This window comes from Embleya sp. NBC_00896, assembly GCF_045207785.1.
In the GTDB taxonomy this organism is placed as follows: Bacteria; Actinomycetota; Actinomycetes; order Streptomycetales; family Streptomycetaceae; genus Embleya.
In genome coordinates this window covers 6,086,200-6,111,076 of sequence record NZ_CP108776.1, presented here as the reverse complement: position 1 = coordinate 6,111,076, position 24,877 = coordinate 6,086,200, and the positions used below count along the sequence as shown (strand labels likewise).

The 24,877-nt window shown below is 71.1% G+C and carries 21 protein-coding genes and 1 riboswitch; of the genes, 5 read left to right on the top strand and 16 right to left on the bottom strand.

Translation table 11 applies throughout. The annotated features are described in order from the left end of the window. Window positions 1-604 precede the first annotated feature (604 nt). A complete protein-coding gene (locus OG928_RS27660) occupies window positions 605-2,407 on the top strand; it encodes a cholesterol oxidase substrate-binding domain-containing protein (protein WP_406288583.1) in 1,803 nt (600 codons plus the stop codon). 147 nt (window positions 2,408-2,554) lie between these two features. On the opposite strand, the gene OG928_RS27655 is transcribed toward OG928_RS27660, so the two are convergent. The 4 genes from OG928_RS27655 to OG928_RS27640 all read right to left on the bottom strand — a co-directional run bounded on the left by OG928_RS27655 (window position 2,555) and on the right by OG928_RS27640 (window position 6,029). After that, window positions 2,555-3,214: a hypothetical protein gene (locus tag OG928_RS27655; protein ID WP_406288580.1), complete on the bottom strand. Its 660-nt coding sequence runs from the start codon at window positions 3,212-3,214 to the stop codon at window positions 2,555-2,557. 90 nt (window positions 3,215-3,304) lie between these two features. Next, on the bottom strand, window positions 3,305-4,033 hold the full coding sequence (locus tag OG928_RS27650; protein ID WP_406288577.1) for a hypothetical protein: 729 nt from the start codon (window positions 4,031-4,033) through the stop codon (window positions 3,305-3,307). 149 nt (window positions 4,034-4,182) lie between these two features. Next, window positions 4,183-5,688, bottom strand: a complete 1,506-nt coding sequence (locus tag OG928_RS27645) for a hypothetical protein (RefSeq protein ID WP_406288574.1) — start codon at window positions 5,686-5,688, stop codon at window positions 4,183-4,185. Window positions 5,689-5,693: 5 nt separating this feature from the next. Beyond that, the gene (locus OG928_RS27640) at window positions 5,694-6,029 is read right to left on the bottom strand and encodes a hypothetical protein (protein WP_406288571.1); all 336 of its coding nucleotides are present in this window, start codon (window positions 6,027-6,029) and stop codon (window positions 5,694-5,696) included. 80 nt (window positions 6,030-6,109) lie between these two features. On the opposite strand from OG928_RS27640, the gene OG928_RS27635 reads away from it, so the two are divergent. Beyond that, window positions 6,110-6,826 (top strand): TetR/AcrR family transcriptional regulator, encoded by a 717-nt coding sequence (locus OG928_RS27635; RefSeq protein ID WP_406288570.1) that lies wholly within the window; start codon window positions 6,110-6,112, stop codon window positions 6,824-6,826. Between the two features lie 137 nt (window positions 6,827-6,963). Here the strand turns inward: OG928_RS27635 and OG928_RS27630 are convergent, their stop codons facing one another. The 3 genes from OG928_RS27630 to OG928_RS27620 are packed head-to-tail and all read right to left on the bottom strand — an operon-like array spanning window position 6,964 to window position 10,096. After that, the gene (locus OG928_RS27630) at window positions 6,964-8,031 is read right to left on the bottom strand and encodes a threonine aldolase family protein (protein WP_406288568.1); all 1,068 of its coding nucleotides are present in this window, start codon (window positions 8,029-8,031) and stop codon (window positions 6,964-6,966) included. Continuing rightward, window positions 8,013-8,714 (bottom strand): SDR family NAD(P)-dependent oxidoreductase, encoded by a 702-nt coding sequence (locus tag OG928_RS27625; RefSeq protein ID WP_406288565.1) that lies wholly within the window; start codon window positions 8,712-8,714, stop codon window positions 8,013-8,015. The genes OG928_RS27630 and OG928_RS27625 overlap by 19 nt, the downstream gene beginning before the upstream one ends. Next, window positions 8,714-10,096: a DUF6421 family protein gene (locus tag OG928_RS27620; protein ID WP_406288562.1), complete on the bottom strand. Its 1,383-nt coding sequence runs from the start codon at window positions 10,094-10,096 to the stop codon at window positions 8,714-8,716. The genes OG928_RS27625 and OG928_RS27620 overlap by 1 nt, the downstream gene beginning before the upstream one ends. A 673-nt stretch (window positions 10,097-10,769) precedes the next feature. Here OG928_RS27620 and OG928_RS27615 point away from each other — a divergent pair. Continuing rightward, on the top strand, window positions 10,770-12,110 hold the full coding sequence (locus OG928_RS27615; RefSeq protein ID WP_406291262.1) for a nucleobase:cation symporter-2 family protein: 1,341 nt from the start codon (window positions 10,770-10,772) through the stop codon (window positions 12,108-12,110). Window positions 12,111-12,467: 357 nt separating this feature from the next. Further along, the gene (locus OG928_RS27610) at window positions 12,468-13,271 is read left to right on the top strand and encodes a LuxR C-terminal-related transcriptional regulator (RefSeq protein ID WP_406288560.1); all 804 of its coding nucleotides are present in this window, start codon (window positions 12,468-12,470) and stop codon (window positions 13,269-13,271) included. Between the two features lie 81 nt (window positions 13,272-13,352). Here OG928_RS27610 and OG928_RS27605 read toward each other — a convergent pair whose 3' ends face one another. The 4 genes from OG928_RS27605 to OG928_RS27590 form a co-directional block, all read right to left on the bottom strand. Beyond that, window positions 13,353-14,027: a transglycosylase family protein gene (locus OG928_RS27605; protein ID WP_406288557.1), complete on the bottom strand. Its 675-nt coding sequence runs from the start codon at window positions 14,025-14,027 to the stop codon at window positions 13,353-13,355. A gap of 105 nt (window positions 14,028-14,132) precedes the next feature. Beyond that, window positions 14,133-14,325: riboswitch (cyclic di-AMP (ydaO/yuaA leader) on the bottom strand. A 193-nt stretch (window positions 14,326-14,518) separates the two neighbouring features. Beyond that, window positions 14,519-14,854: an EthD family reductase gene (locus OG928_RS27600; RefSeq protein WP_406288555.1), complete on the bottom strand. Its 336-nt coding sequence runs from the start codon at window positions 14,852-14,854 to the stop codon at window positions 14,519-14,521. 3 nt (window positions 14,855-14,857) lie between these two features. After that, a complete protein-coding gene (locus OG928_RS27595) occupies window positions 14,858-15,760 on the bottom strand; it encodes a phosphoenolpyruvate hydrolase family protein (protein ID WP_406288552.1) in 903 nt (300 codons plus the stop codon). Between the two features lies 1 nt (window position 15,761). Beyond that, complete coding sequence (locus OG928_RS27590) at window positions 15,762-17,006, bottom strand: Tm-1-like ATP-binding domain-containing protein (RefSeq protein ID WP_406288550.1); 1,245 nt, start codon at window positions 17,004-17,006, stop codon at window positions 15,762-15,764. Between the two features lie 159 nt (window positions 17,007-17,165). Between OG928_RS27590 and OG928_RS27585 the strand changes: the two genes are divergently transcribed. Continuing rightward, window positions 17,166-17,954, top strand: coding sequence for an SDR family NAD(P)-dependent oxidoreductase (locus OG928_RS27585; protein WP_406288548.1), 789 nt, complete (start codon window positions 17,166-17,168; stop codon window positions 17,952-17,954). 29 nt (window positions 17,955-17,983) lie between these two features. On the opposite strand, the gene OG928_RS27580 is transcribed toward OG928_RS27585, so the two are convergent. The 5 genes from OG928_RS27580 to OG928_RS27560 all read right to left on the bottom strand — a co-directional run bounded on the left by OG928_RS27580 (window position 17,984) and on the right by OG928_RS27560 (window position 24,645). Beyond that, the gene (locus tag OG928_RS27580) at window positions 17,984-19,111 is read right to left on the bottom strand and encodes an XdhC family protein (protein WP_406288546.1); all 1,128 of its coding nucleotides are present in this window, start codon (window positions 19,109-19,111) and stop codon (window positions 17,984-17,986) included. Window positions 19,112-19,149: 38 nt separating this feature from the next. Then, window positions 19,150-20,592, bottom strand: a complete 1,443-nt coding sequence (locus OG928_RS27575) for an NCS2 family permease (protein WP_406291259.1) — start codon at window positions 20,590-20,592, stop codon at window positions 19,150-19,152. A gap of 301 nt (window positions 20,593-20,893) precedes the next feature. Beyond that, window positions 20,894-23,260 carry a xanthine dehydrogenase subunit D gene (gene pucD, locus OG928_RS27570; RefSeq protein WP_406288544.1) on the bottom strand — a complete coding sequence of 789 codons (2,367 nt, stop codon included), beginning with the start codon at window positions 23,258-23,260 and terminating at the stop codon, window positions 20,894-20,896. A gap of 3 nt (window positions 23,261-23,263) precedes the next feature. Further along, entirely contained in the window at window positions 23,264-23,764 is a 501-nt protein-coding gene (locus OG928_RS27565) for a (2Fe-2S)-binding protein (RefSeq protein WP_406288541.1), read from the bottom strand. After that, window positions 23,761-24,645: an FAD binding domain-containing protein gene (locus OG928_RS27560; protein ID WP_406288539.1), complete on the bottom strand. Its 885-nt coding sequence runs from the start codon at window positions 24,643-24,645 to the stop codon at window positions 23,761-23,763. The genes OG928_RS27565 and OG928_RS27560 overlap by 4 nt, the downstream gene beginning before the upstream one ends. Window positions 24,646-24,877 lie beyond the last annotated feature (232 nt).

The following is a 24,877-nucleotide window of genomic DNA, read 5'->3' as shown; positions in this document are numbered from 1 at the left end:
CGGCGTCGCCCCGGCCGCGGCTCGGCCGCTGCGAACCGGGCACCGGGGAAACGGGTTTGCCCGGCCCGCACCACCGCATCGCATCGACCGGCCGCGCGTTCCCCGCGGGCGCCCGCTGCCCGGCCGCGACCTCGGACACACCGCCCGACCGCCCGCCGCACCATTCCCGGCCGATACAGAGCGAACCCGCGCGAACCGATCGAAAGCAGTCGCAAAACCGACACTCGGAGCCCTCTGTGGGTCACACCCCGAAACCACCCGATACTCGGCGCTTCCCGGCGTGAATCGGTCGCATCCTCGACACGTGTCACCGGCGCTTGGGTGTTGACTTGGACAGCCCCCGGATGGACCCTCGGGCCAGCCGCTTCGCGGGTCCGGAACCCGTACACCGGCTCTCGGCACCGCACCGTTCCCATGCCCGCCGTCGGCTCGTGACCCTTCCCGGATCAACCATCGATCCGCGCCCGACGGGCGCGTGATCCGCACCTGATCCACCACGCAATTCGGCACCGCAGCATATCGATCTTCCGGAACCGGAGCCTCCGTTTCCGCATGTCGAATCCCCCGGGCTGCAGGCCCTCGGGACGCCCCGAAAGGCATCCTGATGCCGCGAACGAGCACACCCAGCGACTCGAATCCCGAACGACCCACCTCCGCGACCATCCCGCCCACCGAACCCGCCGGCGGCGGCCTCTCCCGCCGGGCGCTCCTCGGCGGCCTGGCCGGTGCCGCCGCGATCGCCGCGGCGCAATGGACACCGGCCGGCCTCCTGCCCGCCGACGCGGCCGTCGCGTCGCCGACGCCGCCGAACTTCCCGGCCGGCATCACCCTCGGCGTCCAGCAGTACAAGAATTGGTCCGGCGAGATGCGCGCCGACGACGTCTGGACGGCGGTGCCCGCGCGCCCCGCCGACGTGGTGGTGCTGGCGAACTGGGCGCGCGCCAACGGCTATCGGCTCCGCCCGCGTGGGATGAGCCACAACTGGTCACCGATCCTGATCCCCAACGGCGCGGACACCTCGCGCACCCTCATGGTCGATACCACCCGGCATCTGACCTCGCTCGTGATCAACGCGGGCTCGCCCACGACGGTGACCGTCGAGGCCGGTTGCAGCGTGGAACGACTGCTGACCAAGTTGGAGGAAGCCGGTCGCGGCATGATCGCGACCACCGCGCCCGGCAAGCTGAGCGTGGGCGGCGTGCTGGCCATCGGCGCGCACGGCAGCGGAATCCCCACCGCGAACGAGACCCGGCCGCTCGGCGGCAGCTACGGCACGCTCAGCAACCTGGTGCTCTCGCTGACCGCCGTGGTGTGGAGCACGAGCGCCAACGCCTACGTGCTCAAGACGTTCCAGCGCAACGACCCGGAGATCGGCCCGTTCCTGGTCCACCTCGGCCGCGCGTTCGTCACCGAGGTCACCCTGCAGACCAACGCGAACCAGAGGCTGCGCTGCCAGAACTTCTACCACGACCAGATCGGCACGCTGCTCGGCCCGCCCGGCGGCAGCGGCAAGAAACTCGCCGACTACATCCGCGACTCGGGCCGGGTCGAGGTGATCTGGTTCCCGTTCACCACGGTGCCCTGGCTCAAGGTGTGGAGCGTCGCGCCGAGCAAGCCGTGGACGTCCAGCCAGATCAACAGCCCCTACCCGTACACCTTCGCCAACTTCGTCACTGAGGACCAGGCGCAGTTCCTCGCCGACATCCAGACCGGCAACGTCGGGGGCACCGAGGTGTTCACGAACGCCGAGATGGCGGTGGTCGGTTCGGGTCTGATCGTGACCTGGACCTGGGACGTCTGGGGTTGGTCGAAGAACACCCAACTGTTCGTCGAACCGACCACGCTGCGCATCCACGAGGGCGGCTGGGCCGTGCTGACCACCCGCGCGAACGTGCAGCGCGTGCTCAACGAGTTCTTCGTCAAGTACACCGGTCTCCTGAACGCGTACAAGGCCAACGGCCAGTATCCGTGCAACAGTCCGATCGAATTGCGGGTGACCGGGGTCGACAGGGCGAGCGAGGTCGCGACCCCGGGCGCGGTCGAGCCGACGCTGTCCGCCGCGCGCCCGCGCCCGGACCACCCCGAGTGGGACACCGTCGTCTGGCTCGACGTCGCGACGCTGCCCGGCACGCCGACCAACCACGACTTCTACCGACAGATGGACTCCTGGATCTGGGGCAACTACACCGGCAACTACGCGTGTGTGCGCCCCGAGTGGTCCAAGGGCTGGGCGTACGGGCTCGGCGGCGCGTGGACCGACACGGCGGCGGTGACCGGGCGGATCCCCGACTCCTTCCGCACCGGCCTGCCCGCGGCGAGCAACTTCGACGCGGCCCGCGCGACGTTCAACAAGTACGACCCGAGCCGGATCTTCGGCAACCCGTTCCTGGACGTATTACTGCCCTGACCGATCCGACGACCCGACCCGACTCGACCCGACCCGACTACCGCCGGTGCGGCCCCGCACTCAGGGGCCGTACCGGCGGTGGCATACCGACCCGGCGAAGGACCACGACCCGTACCGGACCCAGCCCACGTCGCGTTCGCGACGCCGTCATCGGTCCGTCTCGCCCTCGATCCAACCGTCGTCCAGCGTGCCGTTGTCGTCGAAGACGACGAACTCCCGCTCTATGGACGCGATTTCGTGTTTCCCTAGAGCGTCCACCAGAAGCGCCGACGCCTGCGCCGCGGCCCGGTCCCCCACCCGGTGGCAGCGTTGGGTCACGTACCGCTCGGTCCGCCCGTCGGCCCGCAGACGCCGGGCGTTGCGCGAGAGGTGCGCGCCGTGCGGAGCGACCTCGGCGGCCAGCGCGTCGAGGTCGATGTCCGGCGCCAGGATCAGCTTGACGTGATGCTCGAAGTACAGCTCGGGACCGAGCGCGTGCGCCTCGGCGTCCGTCCGCGGCACACCCGGATGCCACGGCGCGGCCTCGATCTTGGTGCGGGTGACCGTGAACCCGTCCCCGTGCAACGCGACACGGAGCTCGGCGGCCCGCTCCCGGGCCCGGTGCAGGGTCGTGGTCGCGCGCTCGGTCAGCATCGGCTGCGACACCGTGCGGCCGCGCGCGAGCACGATGTGGGTCAGACCCACCCCGTACGCACCGGCCCGGCGGGCGAGCCCGTCGACGTCGTCGGTGCGCACGGTGACGTGCGTCTCGAAAACCCCGGCCATGTGGGCGGGGAAGCGATCGGAGGTTTCGGTCGGCACGTGCACGACCCCATCTTCCCAGGTGGGAGGGTCGGTCACGCAAAGGGAATCAACGGGCGGACGGCAGTCCGGCTTCCCGCCGCGCCACCGCGCCGGTCAGCTCTGCTCGGTGCGCAGCAGACGCAGGAACGCCTTGATACCGGAGATCACTTCCTGGTTGTCCGTCAGTTGGCTGATGGCGTCCTCGAAACGCCTGCCCAGCGCCTCGACCTTGCGATCGCCTTCCTGGAACCGGGTGGTCGTGCTGTCGGCGTCGGCGGCCGTCCTGGTCGTCAGGCCGTTGATCGATTCGACGATGCTCTTGTTCGCGTTCTCCAAGGCGGTGACCCGGTCGATCAGTGCCAGTACGTCCTCGCGGGGGTACTTGACCTCGCGCAGCATGCTCGTCAAGCGCTGGCTCAGATGGGCCAAGTAGGCCTGGCCGGGCCGGAACAGGGTGCTGACGACGTAGAACGCGGCGAACCAGTAGCCCACCACTCCACCGGAAATCCACGTGATCATCGCGATCAGCCCGGCCGAGATCACATGCGCGCCGAGCGCGCCCCACAGCAGCCGGCGGGCGATCCTGCGGGCCTCGGGCTCACGCGCCTCCGGAACCGCGATGCCCCTCTCCCGGCTGATCCCGATCTCCTGGATCAGCCGCCGGGCCTGGAAGTACAGATTCCACGGCACGGTGAGCACGACGAGAGCCCAGAACAGACACAGCGCTCCCCCGCCGAGCGACAGAAGGTCGGCCAACGAGACGTCGTTGACGAAGTACAGCACGATTCCGAGAATCGTCGTGCCGATGAACAGCAGCACCGCAAAGACCTTGGCCGCAGCCACGAATTCCACTCCCCCACGAAGCGATCGCACGCCGCCCGCGCTCGAACGGCGTGTTCGGACTTTAGGGCAAGCCGCGTACGGCCGTTGCGATCACACCGCGGGGGTCACGCCACGCATCCGGACCGGCACGCCGACGCCTGCCGCCCCGCTCACCCCCGGCCCGGCGCCGCCTCCGGCGAACCGACGCCCGCGACGGCCGCGGCGGTGTCGAGGAGTTCGAGCAGCGTGCCGGGAAAGCGCGGGAACAGTTGCATCGCCACCACCCAGGCGTCGATCGAGTCGCCCAGCCGCTCGCGCACGAAGTCGCCGCGAGCGTCCCGGCGCAGCCGCCACGGATCCACCGCCTCCGGCTTCTCGTTGGCCCAGTCCCGGAACATCCGCATCCGGTGCTCCCGGTCGGGCGTCGGGGCGACCGCGCCCGCCAGGATCCGCACGGTGCGCCCCGCCGGGCGGCAGCGCGTGCGCACGTCCCGCGGAGTGATCCGGCCCTGGTCGAGCGCGTTCCGCAGCCAGGCCGCGGGTCGGCCCTCCCGCATGGGCCCGAAGCGCAGCCCCAGCAGCAGGAACTCGCGGGGGCAGTCGGGGCGTTCCAACAGCTCCACTACGCGGTCGTGCGGTAGCGGATCCGCGGTGTGCGCGGCGAACAGCTCGGGCCAGGGCAGGGCGACGCCCTCATCGACCAGGTCACCGATCGCCCGCTTCCGGACCCGGATCCGCGCGATCACCCGTGTGGGCGCGGTCTCCTCGGCCCATCGAGCGCGCAACCGGTCGAGTCCGTCGGGCTCTTCGAGCAACGTGCGCGTGAACCCGCGGATCCCGGCCGGCAGCGGATGCATGGCGTGCTTGCGACCGGGGAAGTGTCGCTCGTCGAGCAGTGCGCGCACTTCGTCCGGCCCGTGCCGCTCCCACAACGCGAGGAGCAGGCGCAGCCGGCCGGCCTCCGTCCGCAACACCGGCGACGACAACATGGCGCGCAGCACGTCGGGGTTGCCCGAGGTCAGCCCGGTGAGCGCGCGCAGTCGCTCGTCCCGGCCCGGCCTGCGGAGCGCGGCGAGCAGATCGTCCGACGGCCGCACCGCACCGAGTCGCCCGTCCCGATCCTCGCCCGCGAGGATCCGTGCCCGTCGGCGCGGGTCGAGGGGCGCGTACCGGTAGAGCAGGGCGTTCACGTCGGGATCGTCCAGGTCCAGCAACTCCGCGACCGTGGCGGCCGGTTGGTCCTCGACCGCGGCGAGGGCGAGGGCCGCGACCCGGCCGTGCACGGCGAAGGCCCGGGCCCGTACCTCGGGTTCGGTCCGCGGGTCGGCCAGGAGGTGCTGCACGCCGCGCGGATCCAGCAGCGACACGAGTTCCCCGCGCACGGACGGGGCCGCGCACCGCAGAAGGTGTATCCGACTCGCCCGCACCCACCGTGGCCGCTTGGCGGGCCTCTCGAAGTCCTGCGGAGACAGAGCCTCCGGCACTCCCGGGAGCGGTGGGCGACCGGCCCGCGCGTCGGCCACGAGGGCAATGAACGTCCCCGGATGCCGCGGCAGCCGTCCGAACAGGTACGGGCCGCGCAGTCGCCCCGGCAACTCCCCGGCCCACGCCCGATCGGCGAGCCGGAACGCCGCGACCGCGGCGGTCGCGACCGTCACCGCGCGCTGCCCTCCCATGTGCCTCAGACCTTTCGCGGGCTCGCGACGGCCGCCGCCGTGTCGAGGAGTTCGAGCAGCAGCAGGCGCTCGTCGCCCGAGGCGAGCACCGCGTCCGTCAGGACCGCGGGCAGCTCGCGCCCCTTGTGCACCGCGACGAACACCGAGACGCGCGCCCGCCCCACCAGCGACGCGACGCTACGCGGTAGGACACACCTCCCGAAGGACACCCGTCCGTCCGCGCCCGCGGCTCCCGGGCGATCGGTCTCGGCCGTGGTCTCCGAGGCGTCCCGAGCCAGATCGCTCACGGCCGTCAACAGGTAGCCGTCGTCCTCGGTCTCTCCAGTCGGAATCGACGCCACGCAGGTTATAGTCAGTCGCTTTGGTTACGATCAATAAGACTTGCTATCGTTGATCGCACGCTCGACGTTAGGACGCACTCGTGACACCGACCATCGAGGGCCCCCGGGCCCGCTTCAGGGAGCAGACCCGCGCCGAGATCAAGGAGATCGCCCTGCGCCAACTCGCCGACGGCGGCATGGAGGGCGTCGCGCTGACCCGGATCGCCAAGCAGTTGGGCATGTCGGGGCCCGCCCTCTACCGCTACTTCGCGAGCCGCGACGACCTGCTCAGCGCCCTCATCCGGGACGCGTACGACGACCTGGCGAGCGCCATCGAGGCCGCCGCGACCGCCGCCGCGCGCAAGCGGCCGCGAGCCCGGCTGCACGCGCTCGGCGCGGCCCACCGGGGCTGGGCCGTCGAGCAGCCGCACCGCTACCTGCTGATCGCGGGCACCCCGCTGCCCGGGTACACCGCACCCCCGGACACGCTGCTGCGCGCGCGGGCGGCCCTCGCGCCGTTCCTCACCGTGTACGCCGAGGGCGTCCCGAGCCCCTCGATCGCCCCCGTGGTGGGCCAGATGCAGACCTGGGCCCGGGACGAGCCGGCGGTCCGCGCCTGGCTGGAGGGCGCGGGCGGCGCGGCCGGCGACCCGGACAACGCGGGGCCGGCCCTCGCGGGCGCCGTACTCACCTGGACGCAGCTGCACGGGATCGTGGGCCTGGAGGTGGCCGGCCAGTTCACCGGCATGGGCCACACCGCCCCGATCCTGCTCGCGAGCGCGCTCGACACGCTCGCGGACGGCTTCGGGTTGGCCTGAGCGCACCCCTGGGACCACCCGTCGGACCACCCGGAGGCAGGGCGCGACCATCCCGATCCGGAACACGCGAAAGCGGGCCGGGGCATCATGCCCCGGCCCGCTTCCGGCCTACGACCTACTCGATACCAACCAGCTCGCTACCGCGCGCCGAGCTCCTCTGCGAGCGCCGTCGCGAACGCCTCGACGTCGGCCTCGGTCGTGTCGAACGCCGTCATCCAGCGGACCTCGCCGATCGACTCGTTCCAGGTGTAGAACCGGAACCGCTTCTGCATCCGCTCGGTCACGTCCGCCGGCAGTACCGCGAACACCGCGTTCGCCTGCGGCATCCGGGACAGCGTCACCCCGTCGAGCCCGCCGACCCGCTCGGCGAGCAGGGTCGCCATCGCGTTCGCGTGCCGCGCGTTGCGCAGCCACAGATCGCCCGCGAGCAGCGCCTCGAACTGGACCGACACGAACCGCATCTTCGACGCGAGCTGCATCGCGGCCTTGCGCAGGTAGGCCACACCACGCACGGCCTCGGGGTTGAGCACGACGACGGCCTCGCCGAACATCAGGCCGCTCTTGGTACCGCCGAACGACAGCACGTCGACCCCGACGTCCGTGCTCAGCGCGCGCAGCGGCACGTCCAGCGCGGCGGCCGCGTTCGCGAGCCGCGAGCCGTCCAGGTGCGCGAGCATCCCGTGGTCGTGCGCGTGCGCGACGAGCGCCGCGATCTCGTCCCGCGTGTACACGCTGCCCAGCTCGGTGCTCTCGGCGAACGACACGACCCGGGGCTGCGCGCGGTGCTGGTCGCCCCAGCCCCACGCGTGTGCGTCGACCAGCTCGGGCGTGAGCTTGCCGTCGGGGGCGGCCACCGTGAGCAGCTTGAGCCCGGCGACCTTCTCCGGCGCGCCGCACTCGTCCACGTTGATGTGCGCGGTCTCGGCGCAGATCACCGATTCCCATCGGTCGGTCATCGCCTGGAGACCGACCACGTTCGCGCCCGTGCCGTTGAACACCGGGAACACCTGCGCGCGATCGCCGAAGTGGGCGCGGAAGACGTCGGTGAGGTGCTCGGTGTACACGTCCTCGCCGTACGAGACCTGGTGTCCGCCGTTCGCGGTGCCGATCGCGGCGAGCACCTCGGGGTGGATACCCGCGTAGTTGTCACTCGCGAAGCCGCGCGCGTTGGGGTCGTGACGCGGGGTCAGGGGACGTTCAGGCACAGTCTTTTCCCGTTCAGGTCGGTTGCATCGGTGCTCCACAGGCCGGCGATCTCGTCGGCGAGATCGGCGACATCGGTGAAGCCGGCGAACTTGGCGTTGGGTCGAGCTTCCCGCATCGCGTCGTTGACGAGCGCCTTGACCACCAGCACCACGGCGGCGGCGTCCGTTTCCTTGAGGGCGTCCGCGAGCGCGAGCGTCCAGGTCTCGGCGGCGGATTTCGCCGCCGCGTAGCCGGCGTTGCCCGCCGTCGGCTTCCCGGCCGCCTCGGCGGACACCAGCACGAACCGCCCGCGCGGGCTGCGCGCGAGCGCTTCGTGGAAGGCGAGGCTGGTGTGCTGGACGGTACGCACCAGCAGGTCGTGCAGGAAGGCCCAGTCGTCGAGCGAGTTGTCGCCGAACTCCTTGCCGCCGCGCCACCCGCCGACCAGGTGCACGAGCCCGTCCACGCGACCGTGCTCGTGCTCGATCTCGCCGGCCCAACGGCGGGTCGCCTCCGGGTCCAACAGGTCGACCACGGCGCCGCGCGCGCCGGGTGCGGCCGCCATGCTCTCCCGCAGCCGCCCGCCGTCCGCGTCCGCGCCGTACACCTGGGCCCCGGCACGCGCGAGCCGCGCGGCGACCGCCCGCCCGGCCGGTCCACCCGCTCCGGCGACCGCGATCACCGCACCGTCCAAACCGTTCATCACGCCGACTCCTCGTTCATCGTGCGGTCGTCCATGCCCTCCGCGTCGCTGCCCGCCGTGATGCCGCGGGTCGACGCGATGACATCGCGCAGGCGCCGGTTGAGCGCCTCGTAGAACATGCTCAGCGGGAACTCGTCCGGCAGCACCGCGTCCACGAGCGCCTTGGGCGGCCCGTCCATCGGCAGTGCGGCGGGCCCACGCGCCCACACCGAACCGGGGTGCGGCGGAACGTACTTGGCGACCAGCTCGTAGGCCGCGAGCCAGTGCCCGACCCGCGAGCGGTCCACGCCCTCGCGGTAGAGCCGGTCCACCTCGTCGAACAGCCCCAGCACGGAGCCCTCGATCCGGTCCCAGTCGACGGTGAGCCGGTTGTCGGCCCAGTTCAGCACGCCGTCGCGGTGCAGGTGGGCGAAGAGCAGCTGGCCGCCGAGCCCGTCGTAGTTGCGCACCCGCCCGCCGGTCACCGGGAAGCGGAAGAGCCGGTCGAACACGATCGCGTACTGCACCGAGCGGGCGGTGGCCACGCCCTCGGCGGCGAGCGTGACGGCCTCGCGGAACGCCGTCAGGTCACAGCGCAGCTCTTCCAGCGCGTACATCCAGAAGGGCATCCGCTGCTTGATCATGAACGGGTCGAACGGCATGTGGCCGCGCATGTGGCTGCGGTCGTGGATCAGGTCCCACAGCACGAACGCGTCCTGCGCGAGCTCCTGACTGGCCACCACCTCGGCGGCGGCCGGCGGCAGGTCCAGGCCGAGGCTGACCGACGCGGCCGCCCCGACCCGGCGGAAGCGGGCCGCCTCGCGGTCGCAGAAGATGCCGCCCCAGGTGAACCGCGGCACCTCGCGCACGGCCACCGTCTCGGGGAAGAGCACGGCCGAGTCGGTGTCGTATCCCGCGGTGAAGTCGACGAACGTGATCGGCACGAACATCGCGTTGTCGTAGCGCTCGGCCTCCAGCGCGGCGAGCCACTCGGGCCACACCACGCGCAGCAGCACGGCCTCGACGTTGCGGTTCGGATTGCCGTTCTGCGTGGTCATCGGGAACACCACGAGGTGTTCGAGCCCGTCGTACCGGGCCTGCTCGGGCCGGAAGGCGACGAGCGAGTCCAGGAAGTCGGGGCGGCCGAAACCCTCCACCGCCCACCGCCGGAAGTCGGTCACCACGGCGTCGAGGTAGGCCTCGTCGTGGGGGAACAGCGGCGCGAGCCCGGTGATCGACGACGTGATGTCGTCGACCAGCGTGCGCGCGGACGCGTGCCCGGCCGGCTCGATCGAACCGTCCTTGGCCTGCAGCGGACGCAGGTTGGCGACGGATTCCTTCAGCACCGGCCACAGCGGGTGGTCGACGGCGGTACGGACGGCTACGCGGGTCATGTTCGGCATGGACCCCTCACAGGAGAAAGCAGGAACCACGGTTTGAAGAACCTATGTCAGAAGATTTTAACGCCGCAAGGGCATTCCAAACGCAATCTTATCGTCAGTGGGGCCATTTGCCCGAATTACCTGAGATTGGCCATACGCTCCTTCGATCTTCGCGGCCCACCCCGAGGTCGGCGTCGACCGGGAGTCCGCTGGGGAGCGAGTACCCGCTTGGAGGAAGACACAAGATTTCGCCGGCCGCGGCCGCGACGGCTGTAGCTATTGACCGGCGATCCGGCCCGTCCCTACAGTCTCGTTCTGCTCAACGGAATGTTGATTCCGTATGGCGAAATAGTCGGCGAGGGGATCGCCCCGGATCTGCATCCACTCCCCCCGGCCGATCCTGCGATCCAGTACGTCCAATGGGCCGGGCCGTCGCGAGGCGGCACCCGATGTGGAGGCACCGATCATGGGCTGGAGAACCACCAGGAAGACCGCAGGCGCGGCGGACCCGGATACCGGGGCCGACCCGGCCGGGACCGCAGCCGCATCCGTGGCCGAGAGCGGAGCCGGATCCGTGGCTGAGGCCGGGACCGGGGCCGGGGCCGGGGCCGGAGCCGGGACCGGGGCCGAGGCCGAGAGCACGGCCGGATCCGGGGCCGTACACCCCGTGGACGAGCTCCTGCCGCCCGGGCGCATGCTCGTCGGCGCCCTGCAGCACGTGGCCACGATGTACGCCGGAGTCGCGGCCCCGCCGCTGATCATCGGCGGCGCGCTCGGCCTCTCCGCCGCCGAGATGACCACGCTGCTCGGCGCGAGCCTGCTGATCGCCGGCCTCGCGACGCTGTTGCAGACGCTCGGGTTCTGGCGGATCGGTTCGCGGCTGCCGTTCGTCAACGGCGTCACGTTCGCCGTGGTGTCCCCGATCCTGGCGGTCGCGGCGTCCAAGCAGGACGCGACGCTGCCGATCATCTTCGGTTCGACGATCGTCGCGGGGGTGTTCTGCTTCCTGCTCGCGCCGGTGTTCTGCCGACTCGTCAGGTTCTTCCCGCCGGTGGTCAGCGGCACGGTGATCACCCTGATCGGGGTGTCCCTGCTGCCCGTCGCGGGCAACTGGTCGCAGGGCGGCGACGCGAAGGCGTCCGACTACGGCTCGCCGACCAACCTCGGCCTCGCCGCCGCGACGCTGGTGGCGATCCTGGTCCTGCACCGCGTCCTGACCGGATTCCTCCAGCGCATCGCGATCCTGCTCGGTCTGCTCTTCGGCACGCTGCTCGCGATCCCGTTCGACAAGGTCGACGGCGACGCGCTGGGCAAACTGGCGATCTTCGAGGTCCCCGAGCCGTTCGCGTTCGGCGCACCGCAGTTCGACGTGTCGGTGACCATCTCCATGGTCGTCGTCATGATCGTGTGCATGACCGAGTCGACGGCCGACATCATCGCGCTGAGCGAGGTGGTGGACAAACCCGCCGACGACAGGACGATCGCGGGCGGCCTGCGCGCGGACGGCCTGGCCACCGCGCTCGGCGGCGTCTTCAACGGCTTCGCGTGCACGGCCTTCGCGCAGAACATCGGTCTGGTCGCGCTGACCCGGATCCGCAGCCGGTTCGTGGTCGCGGTGTGCGGCGGATTCCTGGTCCTGATGGGCCTGATGCCGATCGTCGGCGGGCTGGTGGCGCTCGTCCCGCAACCGGTCCTCGGCGGCGCCGGCGTGGTCCTGTTCGGCACCGTCGCGGTCGCGGGCATCCGCACGCTCGGCAAGGCCGATCTGAACGCCGGGTCGAACGCGCTGATCGTGGCGGTCGCGCTGGCCTTCGGCGTCTTCCCGATCGCGTTCCCGGACTTCTACCACGCGTTCCCGGAGAAGTTCGGCATGATCGCCGAGTCCGGCATCTCGGCCGGCTCGATCATCGCCGTCGTGCTCAACCTGCTGCTCAACCACACCGGCCGCGGCCCCGACGACGCCGAGGCGCGACAGCACGCGAATCCGGTCCCGCCGGAGCCGATCGACGCCCTGGCCAAGGCCGCACGGGCCTGACCGTCGGTGCCGTCCCGGAGACCGCCACAGGGACCGCCGTAAAGACCGCCATGGGGACCGTCCTCGAACGCCGGAGGGGCTTCTTCAAGCCCGTCCGGCGTTCGAGCACAACCCGACGGCAGGCCGCCCGGCTGCCGTTCCCCCAACGTCACGCCCGTGACCCGCGCGGCCTGAGCCGCACGCGTTCCCCCCTCGGTCTCGGAGCGTGACCCTCGTGTTCCATCCTGTGGGGTCGGGGGCGCCGGCGACATGGCCCAAAGGTGGAGTTCCTTCGGCATAATCGGCCCTCCCCCCGGCGCTTTCGGAGGTCGCTTTGTCGGAGGTCGCCGGCCGGAGGTCGCTTTGTCGGAGGTCGCGTTGAGTGTCGCAGCCCGGTTCGAGCCAGACCTCGCGGGTGACTTCGACCTGGTCGAACGTCGGGACCTGGAGCGGCTGTTGCGATTACTCGACGAGTGCGCGCGAGCGGCCGACGTCGCGACGTTCCGGGAGAGCGTGCTCGACGCGCTCGCGCGGTACTTCGGTTATCGCGACACGACGTTCTTCACCGGCTCGAATCTGCCCGCGATCTTCGAGGACCGCGACCCGCTCGCGACCGGGATCGGACTCCGCGGCCTGGTGCCGTACATGGAGACCTTCCATCGCGACGACCCGTTCCACCTGATCGCGCTGCGTGCCGCGCCCGGGCGCAAGGCCGTGCCGCTCACGCTCGAATCGCTGCCCAAGCCGGTGCGGGCGGCACACGTGCGCTACCTGGAGTCGTTCCTGTACCCGATGGGCATCCACGCGAAGATCGTGGTGCCGCTCCCGGGGCCGACCCGATGCGGCGGGATCGGCCTGTTGGGCACCGAATCCGGCGCGTTCGGCGCGCGCGACGTCGCGGTGGCCACGCTGTTGTCCCGGCACCTGGGCAATCTGTTCGCCCTCTTCATCGATCGGCCCACCCGACCGCCGAGCCTGATCACCCGTTTGACGCCGCGTCAGGCCGAGATCGCCGCGCTCGTCGCGCGCGGGCTGACCAACCGCGACATCGCCGCGGTGCTGTCGATCACCGGGGACACGGTCAAGAAGCATCTGACGTACGCGATGCAGACGGTCGGCTGCGCGAACCGCACCCAACTCGCCCTGCTGTGGCTGCGCGAGGGGCCCGACGAGGCGACCTGAGCGGCAAGCCGGGCCGACGGCCCGGAAAATGGGCGTAGGCCCCGCCGAAGTATTCGGCGGGGCCTACGTCGTGATGGTGCGTCAGGCGGAGAACGCCAGCTTGGCACCGATGTTGATCAGGTTCGGGTTGTCGCCGATGGCGCTCTTGTTGGCGTTGTAGAGGGCCTTCCAGCCACCCTTGACGCCGTTCTTCGACGCGATGTCGGACAGCGTGTCGCCGGCCTTGACCGTGTAGCGGCCGGAGGTCGACGCCTGCTTGGAGGCGGCGGACTTCGGCCCGGCCTTGGTCGCGGTGTCACTCTGCTTGTGCTGCACCCGGACCTTCGGGGCGGCCTCGGTCACGGACTGCTCCGTGGACTTCTTCGGCGCGGCCTCGCTCACGGACTGCTCCGTGGACTTCTTCGGCGCGGCCTTCTGCTCGACCTTGGTCTTGGTCTTGCCGGTCGTCGCCGTCGAGGACTCGGCCTGGGCGGACGCGTTGCCCTTGCCCAGGTTGGCCTTCTGCGAGCAGACCGGCCACGCGCCGGGGCCCTGGCCGGCGAGAACGCGCTCGGCGACAGCGATCTGCTGCGTCTTGGTGGCGTTCTCGGCGTTGGCCGCGTACTCGGTGCCGCCGAACGCCTTCCAGGTGCTCGGGGTGAACTGCAGACCGCCGGAGAAACCGTTGCCAGTGTTGATGCCCCAGTTACCGGTGCTCTCGCACTGGGCGACCTTGTCCCACTCGGACGAGGTCGCGGCGCTCGCGCTGCCCGTCATGCCCACGAGGGGAAGGACGAGACCCGCACCGGCGGCGACGGCGATGCCGGCGCGACGGCCACGAGAGAGCGAGCGAACGGGAGCGGTGATGGCACGGAACGTCATTGATTACCTCGTCGGGCGCCTACGAAGTTAGCTGTCGGGTTCGGACGAATGGCCCGGCCTCGCCTGATTCAGGCATGGCTTCACCCCAAAGACATCGACAGTGCCGATGTCGCACCACTTGGTTCCCCCGCTCCTGCCGCCAGTCGATATCGACTGCGTCCCTCGAGCGGCGGCAGGATTCGGCGTACCGCCCGGGGAGTCCGCTTGTGCGAACAACCACGAAACTACGCACCGGTTCGCCCGGTTGGCAAACATTTCGACCGCTTTGTGACGTGCCCGACAGGCTGGAATAACACCACTTTGCCCGAATTGTCGGGATCTTCGCAGGTCACCGTTCCGGCGTCCACGGTGCGCAGCCGCGTGATCACCCGTGCGTCAACACGGGGCTATTCCGTCGCGGGCAGCTCCACAGGTACGACTACCCGTTCTTCGTCCCAAAGGAACGTCGCGCCGCCGGTCGCGAAATTGGGCACGTCGGCCACCGTGGCCCGGCCCTCGGGCGAATCCAGGACCGCTTCGATCCCCGCGCGGGATTCCGCGTACAGCGCGACCACCATGTAATAGGGCGGCTTCCCCCCGGCGGGGTCGGGCTCGCAGGTGCCGATGGTCCAGCCGGTCAGGCCCGGCATCGTGCGGGCGAGCGGGACGTGCTTCTCCCAGTAATAGGAGTCGAACGCCGCCGGATCGGTGGGGTGGCCGTATAAGACGGTGAGCTTGTACATGTCTCAGTCCTCGCTGTCTCGGTAGGTGTCCGGTGCTTCCGGGAGGTCCCGGGCTTCCCAGGCGTCCCGGTCGTCGGTGACGCTCTTGCCGCCGATCTGCTTGAAGGCCCTCGCCTGGGCGGTGATGGCCAGCTCGGTCGGGAGCCTCTCCATGCTGGAGGCGCCGAAAAACCCGACCACGCCGATGGTGTTGGCGAGCACGTACGCGGCGTCCTCGGGCTCGGCGATGGGACCGCCGTGACACAGCACCAGCACGTCGGGATCGACCTCGGCCGCCGCGTCGCGCATCGCCTGGACCCGCTCGACCGCCTGGTCGAGGGTGAGCGCGGTGGTCGCGCCGATACTGCCCTTGGTGGTCAGCCCCATGTGCGGGACCAGCACGTCGGCCCCGGCCGCGGCCATCGCGCGGGCCTGCTCGGGGTCGAAGACGTAGGGCGCGGTGAGCAGGCCGCGCTCGGCGGCGAGCCGGATCATCTCCACCTCGAGGTCGTAGCCCATGCCCGTCTCCTCCAGGTTCTGCCGGAAGACGCCGTCGTACAGCCCGACCGTGGGGAAGTTCTGGACCCCCGCGAAGCCCATCGCGGCGAGCTGGTCCAGGAAGTGCGGCATGATCCGGAACGGGTCCGTGCCGCACACCCCCGCGAGTACCGGGGTGTCGCGGACCACCGGCAGCACCTCGCCGGCCATGTCGACCACGATCGCGTTGGCGTCGCCGTACGGCAGCAGGCCGGCGAGCGAGCCGCGGCCGGCCATCCGGTAGCGGCCGGAGTTGTAGATGATGATCAGATCCACGCCGCCGGCCTCGGCGCACTTGGCCGACAGGCCGGTGCCCGCCCCCGCGCCGACCACCACCCCGCCCCGCTCGACCGTCGTGCGCAGCCGACCGCGCGCCTCGCGTCCGTTCATGTCAGTCCTCGCTCCCCTTGATGATCAGGTGGTGCAACCGATCCGCCGCCGCCGTGGCGAACGCCGGGTCGTTGATGTCGGTGTCCGACTCGTACAGCTCGACGGAGCTGCCGGCGAGTCCCACCCGCAGCGCGTCGAACAACGCGGCGTCGGCGGCGGGGTCGTGGAAGGGCGCGCCCTCGACGTCGATCGCCGAGACCCCGCGCAGCGGCAGGTACAGCGCGGTCGGGCCGGTCGCGGCGACCAGCTTGGCCGCGATCCGCCGGCCCAGTTCGGCGTTCTCCTCCGGCGTGGTGCGCATCAGCGTCACCGTCGGGTTGTGCACGTACAGCTTCCGCTGCTCGAACCGCTCGGGCACGGTGTCGCGCGGGCCGAAGTTGACCATGTCCAGGGCCCCGACGCTGACCACCTGCGGCAGCCCCATCCGCCCGGCGGCGCCGAGCCGCTCCGGGCCCGCGGTCAGCACGCCGCCGACCAGGTCGTCGGCCAGCTCGGTGGTGGTCAGGTCGAGGATCCCGGCCAGGAAACCGGCCTCGGCCAGGTTCTCCATCGAGGTGCCGCCCGCGCCGGTGGCGTGGAAGACCAGGACCTCGTAGCCCAGCTCGGTGAGCCGCTCGCGCGCCGCGTCCACCGCCGGGGTGGTCACCCCGAACATCGACGCGGCGATCAGCGGACGCCCCTCGCCGGTCACCCCCGCGACCGCCGCGCGGTCCTCGGCGAAGCCGCCGGCCATCCCGGCGATCGCGTCGGCCGCGTTGCCCAGGATGCGCTCGGAGAGCCGGTTGATCCCGGCTATGTCGACCACGCTGTACATCATCGTGACGTCCACGGCGCCGACGTACGGCGACACGTCGCCCGCCGCCATCGTGGACACGAGCAGCTTGGGCACCCCGACCGGGAGCGCGCGCATCGCGTGCGACGCGATCGCCGATCCGCCCGAGCCGCCGACCGCGAGCACGCCGTCGACCCGGCCCTGCTCGTACAGGTCACGCAGGATGGTCGCGGCGCCCTCGGCCATCGCGGTGGTGGCCGCGCCGCGGTCGGCGCGGGTGCGCAGGTCGGCCAGATCGGTGCCGGCCGCGGCGGCGACATCGGACGCCTGGACATCCGCCTGGGCGAGCGCGTCGCCGAGCACGCCCACGTTCATCAGGACGACTTCCGCGCCCCGGGCGCGCAGGCGGTAGGCCAGCCACGCGTATTCGGATCCCTTGGTGTCGAGCGTTCCGATCAGTACGACGGTGGGCATCGGTGCCTCCGGTGGTGTCGGTACGGCTTGCCGGGTTGACGCTTCGGCGGCGAACGGCCGCGCACAGTAACCCAACCGGATGATCATGGCGATTGAAAGCACCGTGCGATAGGACGGGTACCGATTCTCGAGGTATTCGCACGGTCACACGGAGGTGCCATGGCGGAGGAACCGGACGGACGCGTCGCAATCGTCGCGGGGGCGGGGGACGGCATCGGGCGGGCGTGTGCGATCGCGCTCGCGCGATCCGGCGCCGATGTCGTGGTCGCCGCGCGCCGTCCCGAGCCGCTGCGGCGACTCGCGGCCGACATCGCCGACCTGACCGGCCGTCGGGTGCTCGACGTGCCGACCGATCTCGCCGACCAGGACGCGTGTCGCGCGCTCGTGGACACCGCGGCGAAGGAACTGGGCCGGGTCGACGTGGTCGTGAACGTCGCGACGTACAACCCGGCGGGGCGCCTGGAGGACCTGGATCCCGCGGAGTTCCGGCGCGCGTTCGAGATCAACGTGCTCGGCGTGCTCGCGGTCTCGCGTGCGGCGCTGCCGTACATGCGCGCGGTCGGCGGCGGGTCGATCGTGCAGATCAGCTCGGAGGCGCCGCGCGCGAAGTTGGTGAACCTGGGCGCGTACGCGGCGACCAAGGGCGCGATGGAAGTCGCCTCCGGCGTGCTGGCCAAGGAGGTCGGCCCCGACGGCGTGCGGGTCAACGTGGTCGTCGCGGGCTACACCGACAACGCCAAACTCGCCGCGTACATGGCGGACATCGCGGACCGCCGGGGCGTGCCGGTGACGACGGTGCGCGACGAGATGACCAAGTCGTCGGCGCTGCGCAGGCTCACCCGGCCCGAGGACATCGCGGACGTCGTGGCGTTCCTGGCCTCGGCACAGGCACGGGCGATCACCGGCACCATCACGCCGGTCACGTCGGGGGTGTCGATCGGCGGCTGAGCCCGATCACGGCTCCGGGGACCGACCGCTCACGCCGCCCGGTGGATCGGCCCGCCCGCCACGCGCAGGGGCAGGCCCGTCGCGCCGGTGCGGCCGGCGACCACCTCGGCGAACACGGACAGGGCCGTCTCCTCCGGGGTGCGAGCCCCCAGATCGAGGCCGATCGGCGAGTGCAGGGCGGTCAACTCGCGCTCGGTGAGCCCGATTTCACGCAGCCGCTCCATGCGCGTGTCGTGCGTGCGGCGGGAGCCCATCGCGCCGACGTAGCCGACCCCGAGGCGAAGGGCGAGTTCGAGCAGGGGCACGTCGAACTTCGGGTCGTGGGTGAGCACCGCGACGACCGTGCGGCCGTCCAGCGTGTCCGCGACCGAGGCCAGGTGCCGGTGCGGCCAGTCGACCACGACCTCGTCCGCGTCGGGGAAGCGCCGCCGGGTCGCGAAGACCTCCCGCGCGTCGCAGACGGTGACCCGGTAGCCCAACAGCTTGCCCATCCGGGTGACCGCCGCCGCGAAGTCGATCGCGCCGTACACCAGCAGGCGCGGCGCCGGGGTGCGGCTCTCCACGAAGATCGTGACGTCCTCCGGCGCTGCCTCCGGGCACGGCCGGCCGTCCTGCCGCAGCGTCAACAGGCCGGAGCGGCCCATGTCGAGCAGCGCGCGCGTCTCGCCGATCACCGACGCGTCGAGCGCGGGATCGGCGCCGTATGTACCGGTGGTGGAGATCACGCCCTGGTCGGCGACGACCGTGACGACCCTGCCGAGCAGCTCGGCCGGTCCGGCGACGACCCGGGCCGCGGCCACGGGGATGTCCCGTTCGGCCGCGGCCAATGCCGCCTCCACGGCGGCGTCGCCGCCGCGCTGTACGAACACGTCGATCACTCCGCCGCAGGTCAGACCCACGGCGAAGGCGTCCTCGTCGCTGTAGCCGAAGCGCTGGAGCACCGGGGTACCGCTCTCCAGCGCCTCCTGACACAACGCGTACACCGCACCCTCCACACACCCGCCCGAGACGCTTCCGACGACCGTGCCGTCGGCGCCCACCGCGAGCGCCGCACCCGGGGGGCGGGGTGCGCTCCCGCTGACGCCGACGACGGTGGCCAGGGCGTATGGCGTTCCCGCACGTCGCCATGCCGCGAGTTCGGTCCCGAGGTCGAGCATCGACGTCTCCTTGGGCTGTGGGGGGGCGGTCGGGCACGTCAGCTGACGCCCAACCACTCCTTGATCGGGTGGAGCGCGAAGAACACGAGGAACGCGAGGGTGAGGATCCACATCAGCGGGCCGATGTCCCGCCACTTGCCCTGCGCGGCCTTGATCAGGGTGTAGACGATCACGCCGGCCCCGACGCCCGCGGTGATCGAGTAGGTGAACGGCATCAGCACGATGGTCAGGAACGCGGGGATCGCCGCCGCCTTGTCGTCCCAGTCGATGTGCTTGACCTGGGTGATCATCATCGAGCCGATCACCACGAGGGCGGCCGCCGCGACCTGGTCCGGGACCACGCCCGCGATCGGGGTGAAGAACAGCATCAGGCCGAAGATGCCGCCGGTGACCACGCTGGACAGACCCGTCCGCGCGCCGTCGCCGACGCCGGTCGCCGACTCGATGAAGACCGTCTGCCCCGAAGAGCTGGTCACGCCACCGATGATGCCCCCCGCGCCGTCGATCGCCAGGGCCTTGGACAGACCGGGCATGCGCCCCTTGTCGTCCACGAGCTTGGCCTCGTTGCCGATGCCGATGATCGTCGCCATGGCGTCGAAGAAGCCCGCGAACACCAGGGTGAACACCAGCACCGAGGCGGTGATGCCGCCGGCCTCGGCGAAGCCGCCGAACACGCTCACGTCACCGAACAACCCGAAGTCGGGCGAGTCGACCACCTTGTCCGGCAGGTTCGGGACGCCACCGCCCCAGGTCTGGTCGGATATGTCGACGACGGCGTTGACCACCATCGCCAGCAGGGTGCCGAAGACCAACCCGATCAGGATCGCGCCGCGGATGTTGCGGGCCATCAACAGGAAGATCGAGACGACCGTGACCGCGAAGATCAGGACCGGCCAGCCGGCGAGCTCGCCGGCCGGGCCGAGCGTGACCGGCGGCCCGCCCGGAGCGGCGTTCTCGGTCACGACGCCGGCCTTGTTGAGGCCGATCATCGCGATGAACAGGCCGATCCCGATCGTGATGGCGTGCTTGAGCGCCATCGGGATGGCGTTCATGATCCGCTCGCGCAGACCCGAGACGACCATCAGCATGATGATCAGGCCGTAGATGACGCACAGGCCCATCGCCTGCGGCCAGGTCATCTCCGCGGCGACCTGGTTGCCGACCACGCCGGCCACCGAAAGGCCCGCGGCGAGCGCGAGCGGCACGTTGCCGATCAGGCCCATCGCGACCGTGGTGATGAACGCGGCCAGCGCGGTCATCGTGGTGATCTGCGCGGGGTCGAGCTGCGCCCCGTCGACGTCCTTGCCACCGAGCAGGATCGGGTTGAGCAGCAGGATGTACGCCATCGCCATGAAGGTGGTGAGGCCGCCGCGCAGTTCGCGGCCCACCGAGCTGCCGCGCGCGCTGATCCTGAAGTACGTGTCGAGCGCGCCGGAGCCGGCCGACGCGTTGCCGGTCGGCGGCGGGTCGGGCGCGATCATCGCCCCCGAGTCGCGTGGCGGATTCGGGGGATTCTCGCCGGGTTCCGTCGGAACCGAGGTCTGAGCCACTTCCCACTCCCAAGTGTCTTAGGTGTTGTTGGGGTGGAGCCGGCCGCCGGGTCGCGGGGCGGCCCGAATTCGGTTTCGGGCAGGCGACGACGGCGACCTTCCTGCGTGGGGGCGCGTCCGTTCGACGACACGGCGATCGGCCGTGCGGAGTCGGACCGGTCCGGTCCCGGGGGCGACGTCTGCGCCGCCGCCGGGCCCGTACTGCGGTGTGGATTCCGGAACTGACGGTGTCTCAGGTCCCAGTGAGATGTTCCGGCCGGACCGGTACCCGGGTCAGGGCCAGTCCGGTCGCCGCGCGGATCGCCGCGACGATCGCCGGTGTCGAGGAGAGGGTGGGTGCCTCGCCGGCCCCGCGCAGCCCGTACGGGGCGTTGGGGTCGGCCAGTTCGAGCACGTCCACCGGCATCGGCGGCGTGTCGAGAATGGTGGGAATCAGGTAGTCCGTGAACGACGGGTTCCGGACCTTGCCGTCCTTGACGATGATCTCCTCCATCACCGCCAGGCCCAGGCCCTGCGTGCTGCCGCCGTGGATCTGACCGACCACCGCGAGCGGGTTCATCGCCTTGCCGACGTCCTGCGCGGCGGCCAGCTCGATCACCTTGATCAGGCCGAGCTCGACGTCGACGTCCACGACCGCGCGGTGCGCGCAGAACGTGTACTGGACGTGGCCGAAGCCCTGTCCGGTGACCTTGTCGAACGCCTCGGTCGGGCGGTGGTGGAACTGGGTCGTCTCCTCCACCGGCTCGTCGCCGAGCAGCTCGACCAGGTCCGCGACGACCTCGCCGCCGGGGTCGGCCACCTTGCCGCCCGCGAGCAGCAGGCCCGCCGTGAACGCCGGCGCCCACCCGTACCGGTCCCGACCGCGGCCGAGCACCGTCGTGCGGACCGCCTCGGCGGCCATCTTGACCGCACCGCCGGTCATGTACGTCTGCCGCGACGCGGACGTGGAACCGGCCGAACCCACCTGCGTGTCCGCGGGCGCGATCGTCACCTGGTCCACGCCCAGCTCGGTGCGCACGATCTGCGCGTGCACGGTGACCCCGCCCTGGCCCACCTCGGCCATCGCGGTGTGCACGAGCGCGACCGGCTCGCCGTTGATGACCTCCAGGCGCACCCGGGCGGTCGAGTAGTCGTCGAAGCCCTCGGAGAAGCCGACGTTCTTGATGCCGACCGCGTAGCCGATCCCACGCACGACACCCTCGCCGTGCGTGGTGTTGGACAGCCCGCCGGGCAGCTCGCGCACGTCCGCACCGTCCGCGGTCCGCCAGTTCTCCGACTGCGGGAGCGGCATCTCCTTGACCCGCCGGAGCAGGTCCGCGACTGGCGCGGGGGCGTCCACGGCCTGCCCGGTGGGCAGCACCGACCCCTGCTCCATCGCGTTGAGCTGCCGCAACTCGACCGGGTCCATGCCCAGTTCCGCGGCCAGCCGGTCCATCTGGGTCTCGTAGCCGAAGCACATCTGGACCGCCCCGAACCCGCGCATCGCGCCGCACGGCGGGTTGTTCGTGTACACCGCCGTCGAGTCGACCACCGCGTTCGGGATCACGTACGGGCCGATGCCCAGCGAGGCCGCGTTGCCGACCACCGCGGGCGAGGCCGACGCGTACGCGCCGCCGTCGAGCACGATCTCGGCCTTGACGAACACGAGCTTGCCGTCGCGGGTCGCGCCGTGCTCGAACACCATCGTCGCCGGGTGTCGGTGCACGTGCCCGAAGAACGACTCCTCGCGGTTGTAGACGATCTTGACCGGCTTGCCGGTGTGCTGCGCGAGCAGGCACGCGTGCACCTGCATCGAGATGTCCTCGCGACCGCCGAACGCGCCGCCGACCCCGGCCAGGGTGAGCCGGACCTTCTCCGGCGGCAGGCCGAGCACCGGGCACATCTGCTGCTGGTCCACGTGCAGCCACTGGGTCGCGATGTACAGGTCGATGCCGCCGTCCTCGGCGGGCACCGCGAGGCCGGACTCGGGACCCAGGAACGCCTGGTCCTGCATGCCGACCTCGTACTCGCCGCGCACGATCACGTCGGCGAGCGCCCGCACCCGCGCCGAATCCCCGTCGCCGTGGTGGATGTGCTGGCTGTGCACGATGTTGGCGGAGGCGTGCGCCTTGTAGTCCGCCGGCTGGTGCACGTAGCCGTACGTCTGTGGGTCGAGCGCCTCGACCGGACCGATCGAGGGCAGCACGTCGTACTCGACCACGATCTTGGCGATCGCGCGCCGCGCGGTCTCCGGGTGGTCGGCCGCGACGATCACGATCGGCTCGCCGTGGAAGCGGACCTCGTCGATCGCCAGCACCGGCTGGTCCTGGATCTCCAGGCCGTAGTACTTCGCGCCGGGGATGTCCTCGTGGGTGAGCACCGCGTACACGCCCGGCTGGGCGAGCGCCTGAGCGACGTCCACGGACAGGATCCGGGCCCGGGCGTGCGGGCTGCGCAGCGCCATCCCCCACAGCATGTCCTCGTGCCACAGGTCCGAGGAGTACGCGAAGTCGCCCTTGACCTTGAGGATCCCGTCCGGGCGCAGCGGCGAGGCACCGATGCCGTCGCGGCCGGGCGCGATCACGTGCTGGAGGTTCTTGGGCTTGGTCAGACCGGCCATGACTCAGCCTTCCCGTCCGGCCGCGGCCACATCGCGAGCGTCCGCCTTGCGGGCGGCGGCGAGTCGGACCGCGTCCATGATCTTCTCGTAGCCCGTGCAGCGGCACAGGTTGCCCGAGAGCGCCTCGCGGATCTCCGCGTCGGACGGGTGGTGCGCCTTGTTGAGCAGGTCGTGCGTCTGGACCAGCAGGCCCGGCGTACAGAACCCGCACTGCACGGCGCCCGCGTCCACGAACGCCTGCTGGACCGCGTCCAGCGTGTCGCCGTCGGCGAGCCCCTCGACGGTGCCGACCTCGCGGTCCTGCACCTGGCCGGCCGCGACCAGACACGCGCACACCGGGTCGCCGTCGAGATAGACCGTGCAGGAACCGCACTCGCCCTGCTCGCACGCGTTCTTGGAACCGGGCAGCCCGACCCGCTCGCGCAGGACGTAGAGCAGGCTCTCGCCCTCCCATACGTCGTCCGCCTCGGTCGGGCGGCCGTTCACGGTGAATGTGACCCTCATGCGGCGGCCCTCCCGGTGTCGCGGTGGTCGTTCCAGGTCCAAAGCAGGGTGCGGCGCGCCATGACGGCGAGCGCGTGTCGCCGGTACGCGGCCGAGCCGCGCACGTCGTCGATCGGCGAGGCCGCCCGGGCGACCAGCTCGCCGAAGCGCTTCGCGGTCGCGATCGGCAGTTCGGCGCCGCTGGTCCACAGCCCCGTGTCGGCGAGCTCGGCGCGGATGAACGCCTCGGCCTCGCTCGCCCGGCGCGGCGTCGGGGCGGCGGAGCCGATCCCGGTCCGCACGTCCCGGGCGTCCGGGTGCAGCGCGACCGCGAACGAGCACACCGCGATCACCATCGCGTTGCGGGTGCCGATCTTGGCGAACTGCTGCGGCCCGGTCGCCGAGGGGATGTGGATCGCCCGGATCAGCTCGTCGGGCTCCAGCGCGTTCCGCTTGACCCCGAGGTAGAAGTCGTCGATCGGGATCAGCCGGGTGCCGCGCGCCGAGGCCGCCTCGACGGTGGCACCGGATGCCAGCAGCGGCGGGTGCGCGTCGCCGGCGGGCGACGCGGCTCCGAGGTTGCCGCCGACCGAACCGCGGTTGCGGATCTGCGGCGAGCCCACGGTGTGCGCACCGAGCGACAGGCCCGGAAGCCGGTCGTGCAGCGAGTCGATGATCTGCGAGTACGGGACGGAGGCGCCGAGGCGTACCGTTCCGTCGTCCTCGATCTGCCACTCGTGCAACTCGCGGATACGGTTGAGATCCAGCAGGGCGTCCGGACGATGCCGGTCGAAGTTCAGTTCGACCATCACGTCGGTGCCACCGGCGATCGGGACCGCGGACGGGTGCTGCGCCTTGACGGCGAGCGCCTCCTCCCACGTCGCGGGCCGCAGGAATTCCATGACGGGTGTCTCCTTCTGCCTTGCGTGTGGCCCTACCGTCCTTGTACCCGTCGCGGGGGGCGCTTCGCTCGGGGTGAAGTGGTTCGGAGGGTGCGCACCAGTACACCGAGACGAGGGTCACTGTGAGTACCCACGGAAGACATGACCCAGGCGTGTCAAGCGGGGGTTGTTCCCGTACTTTTCTCCAAGTGTTCGCCCGGTCGTCGAACCGGTATGACGGATCCGCCGTGCG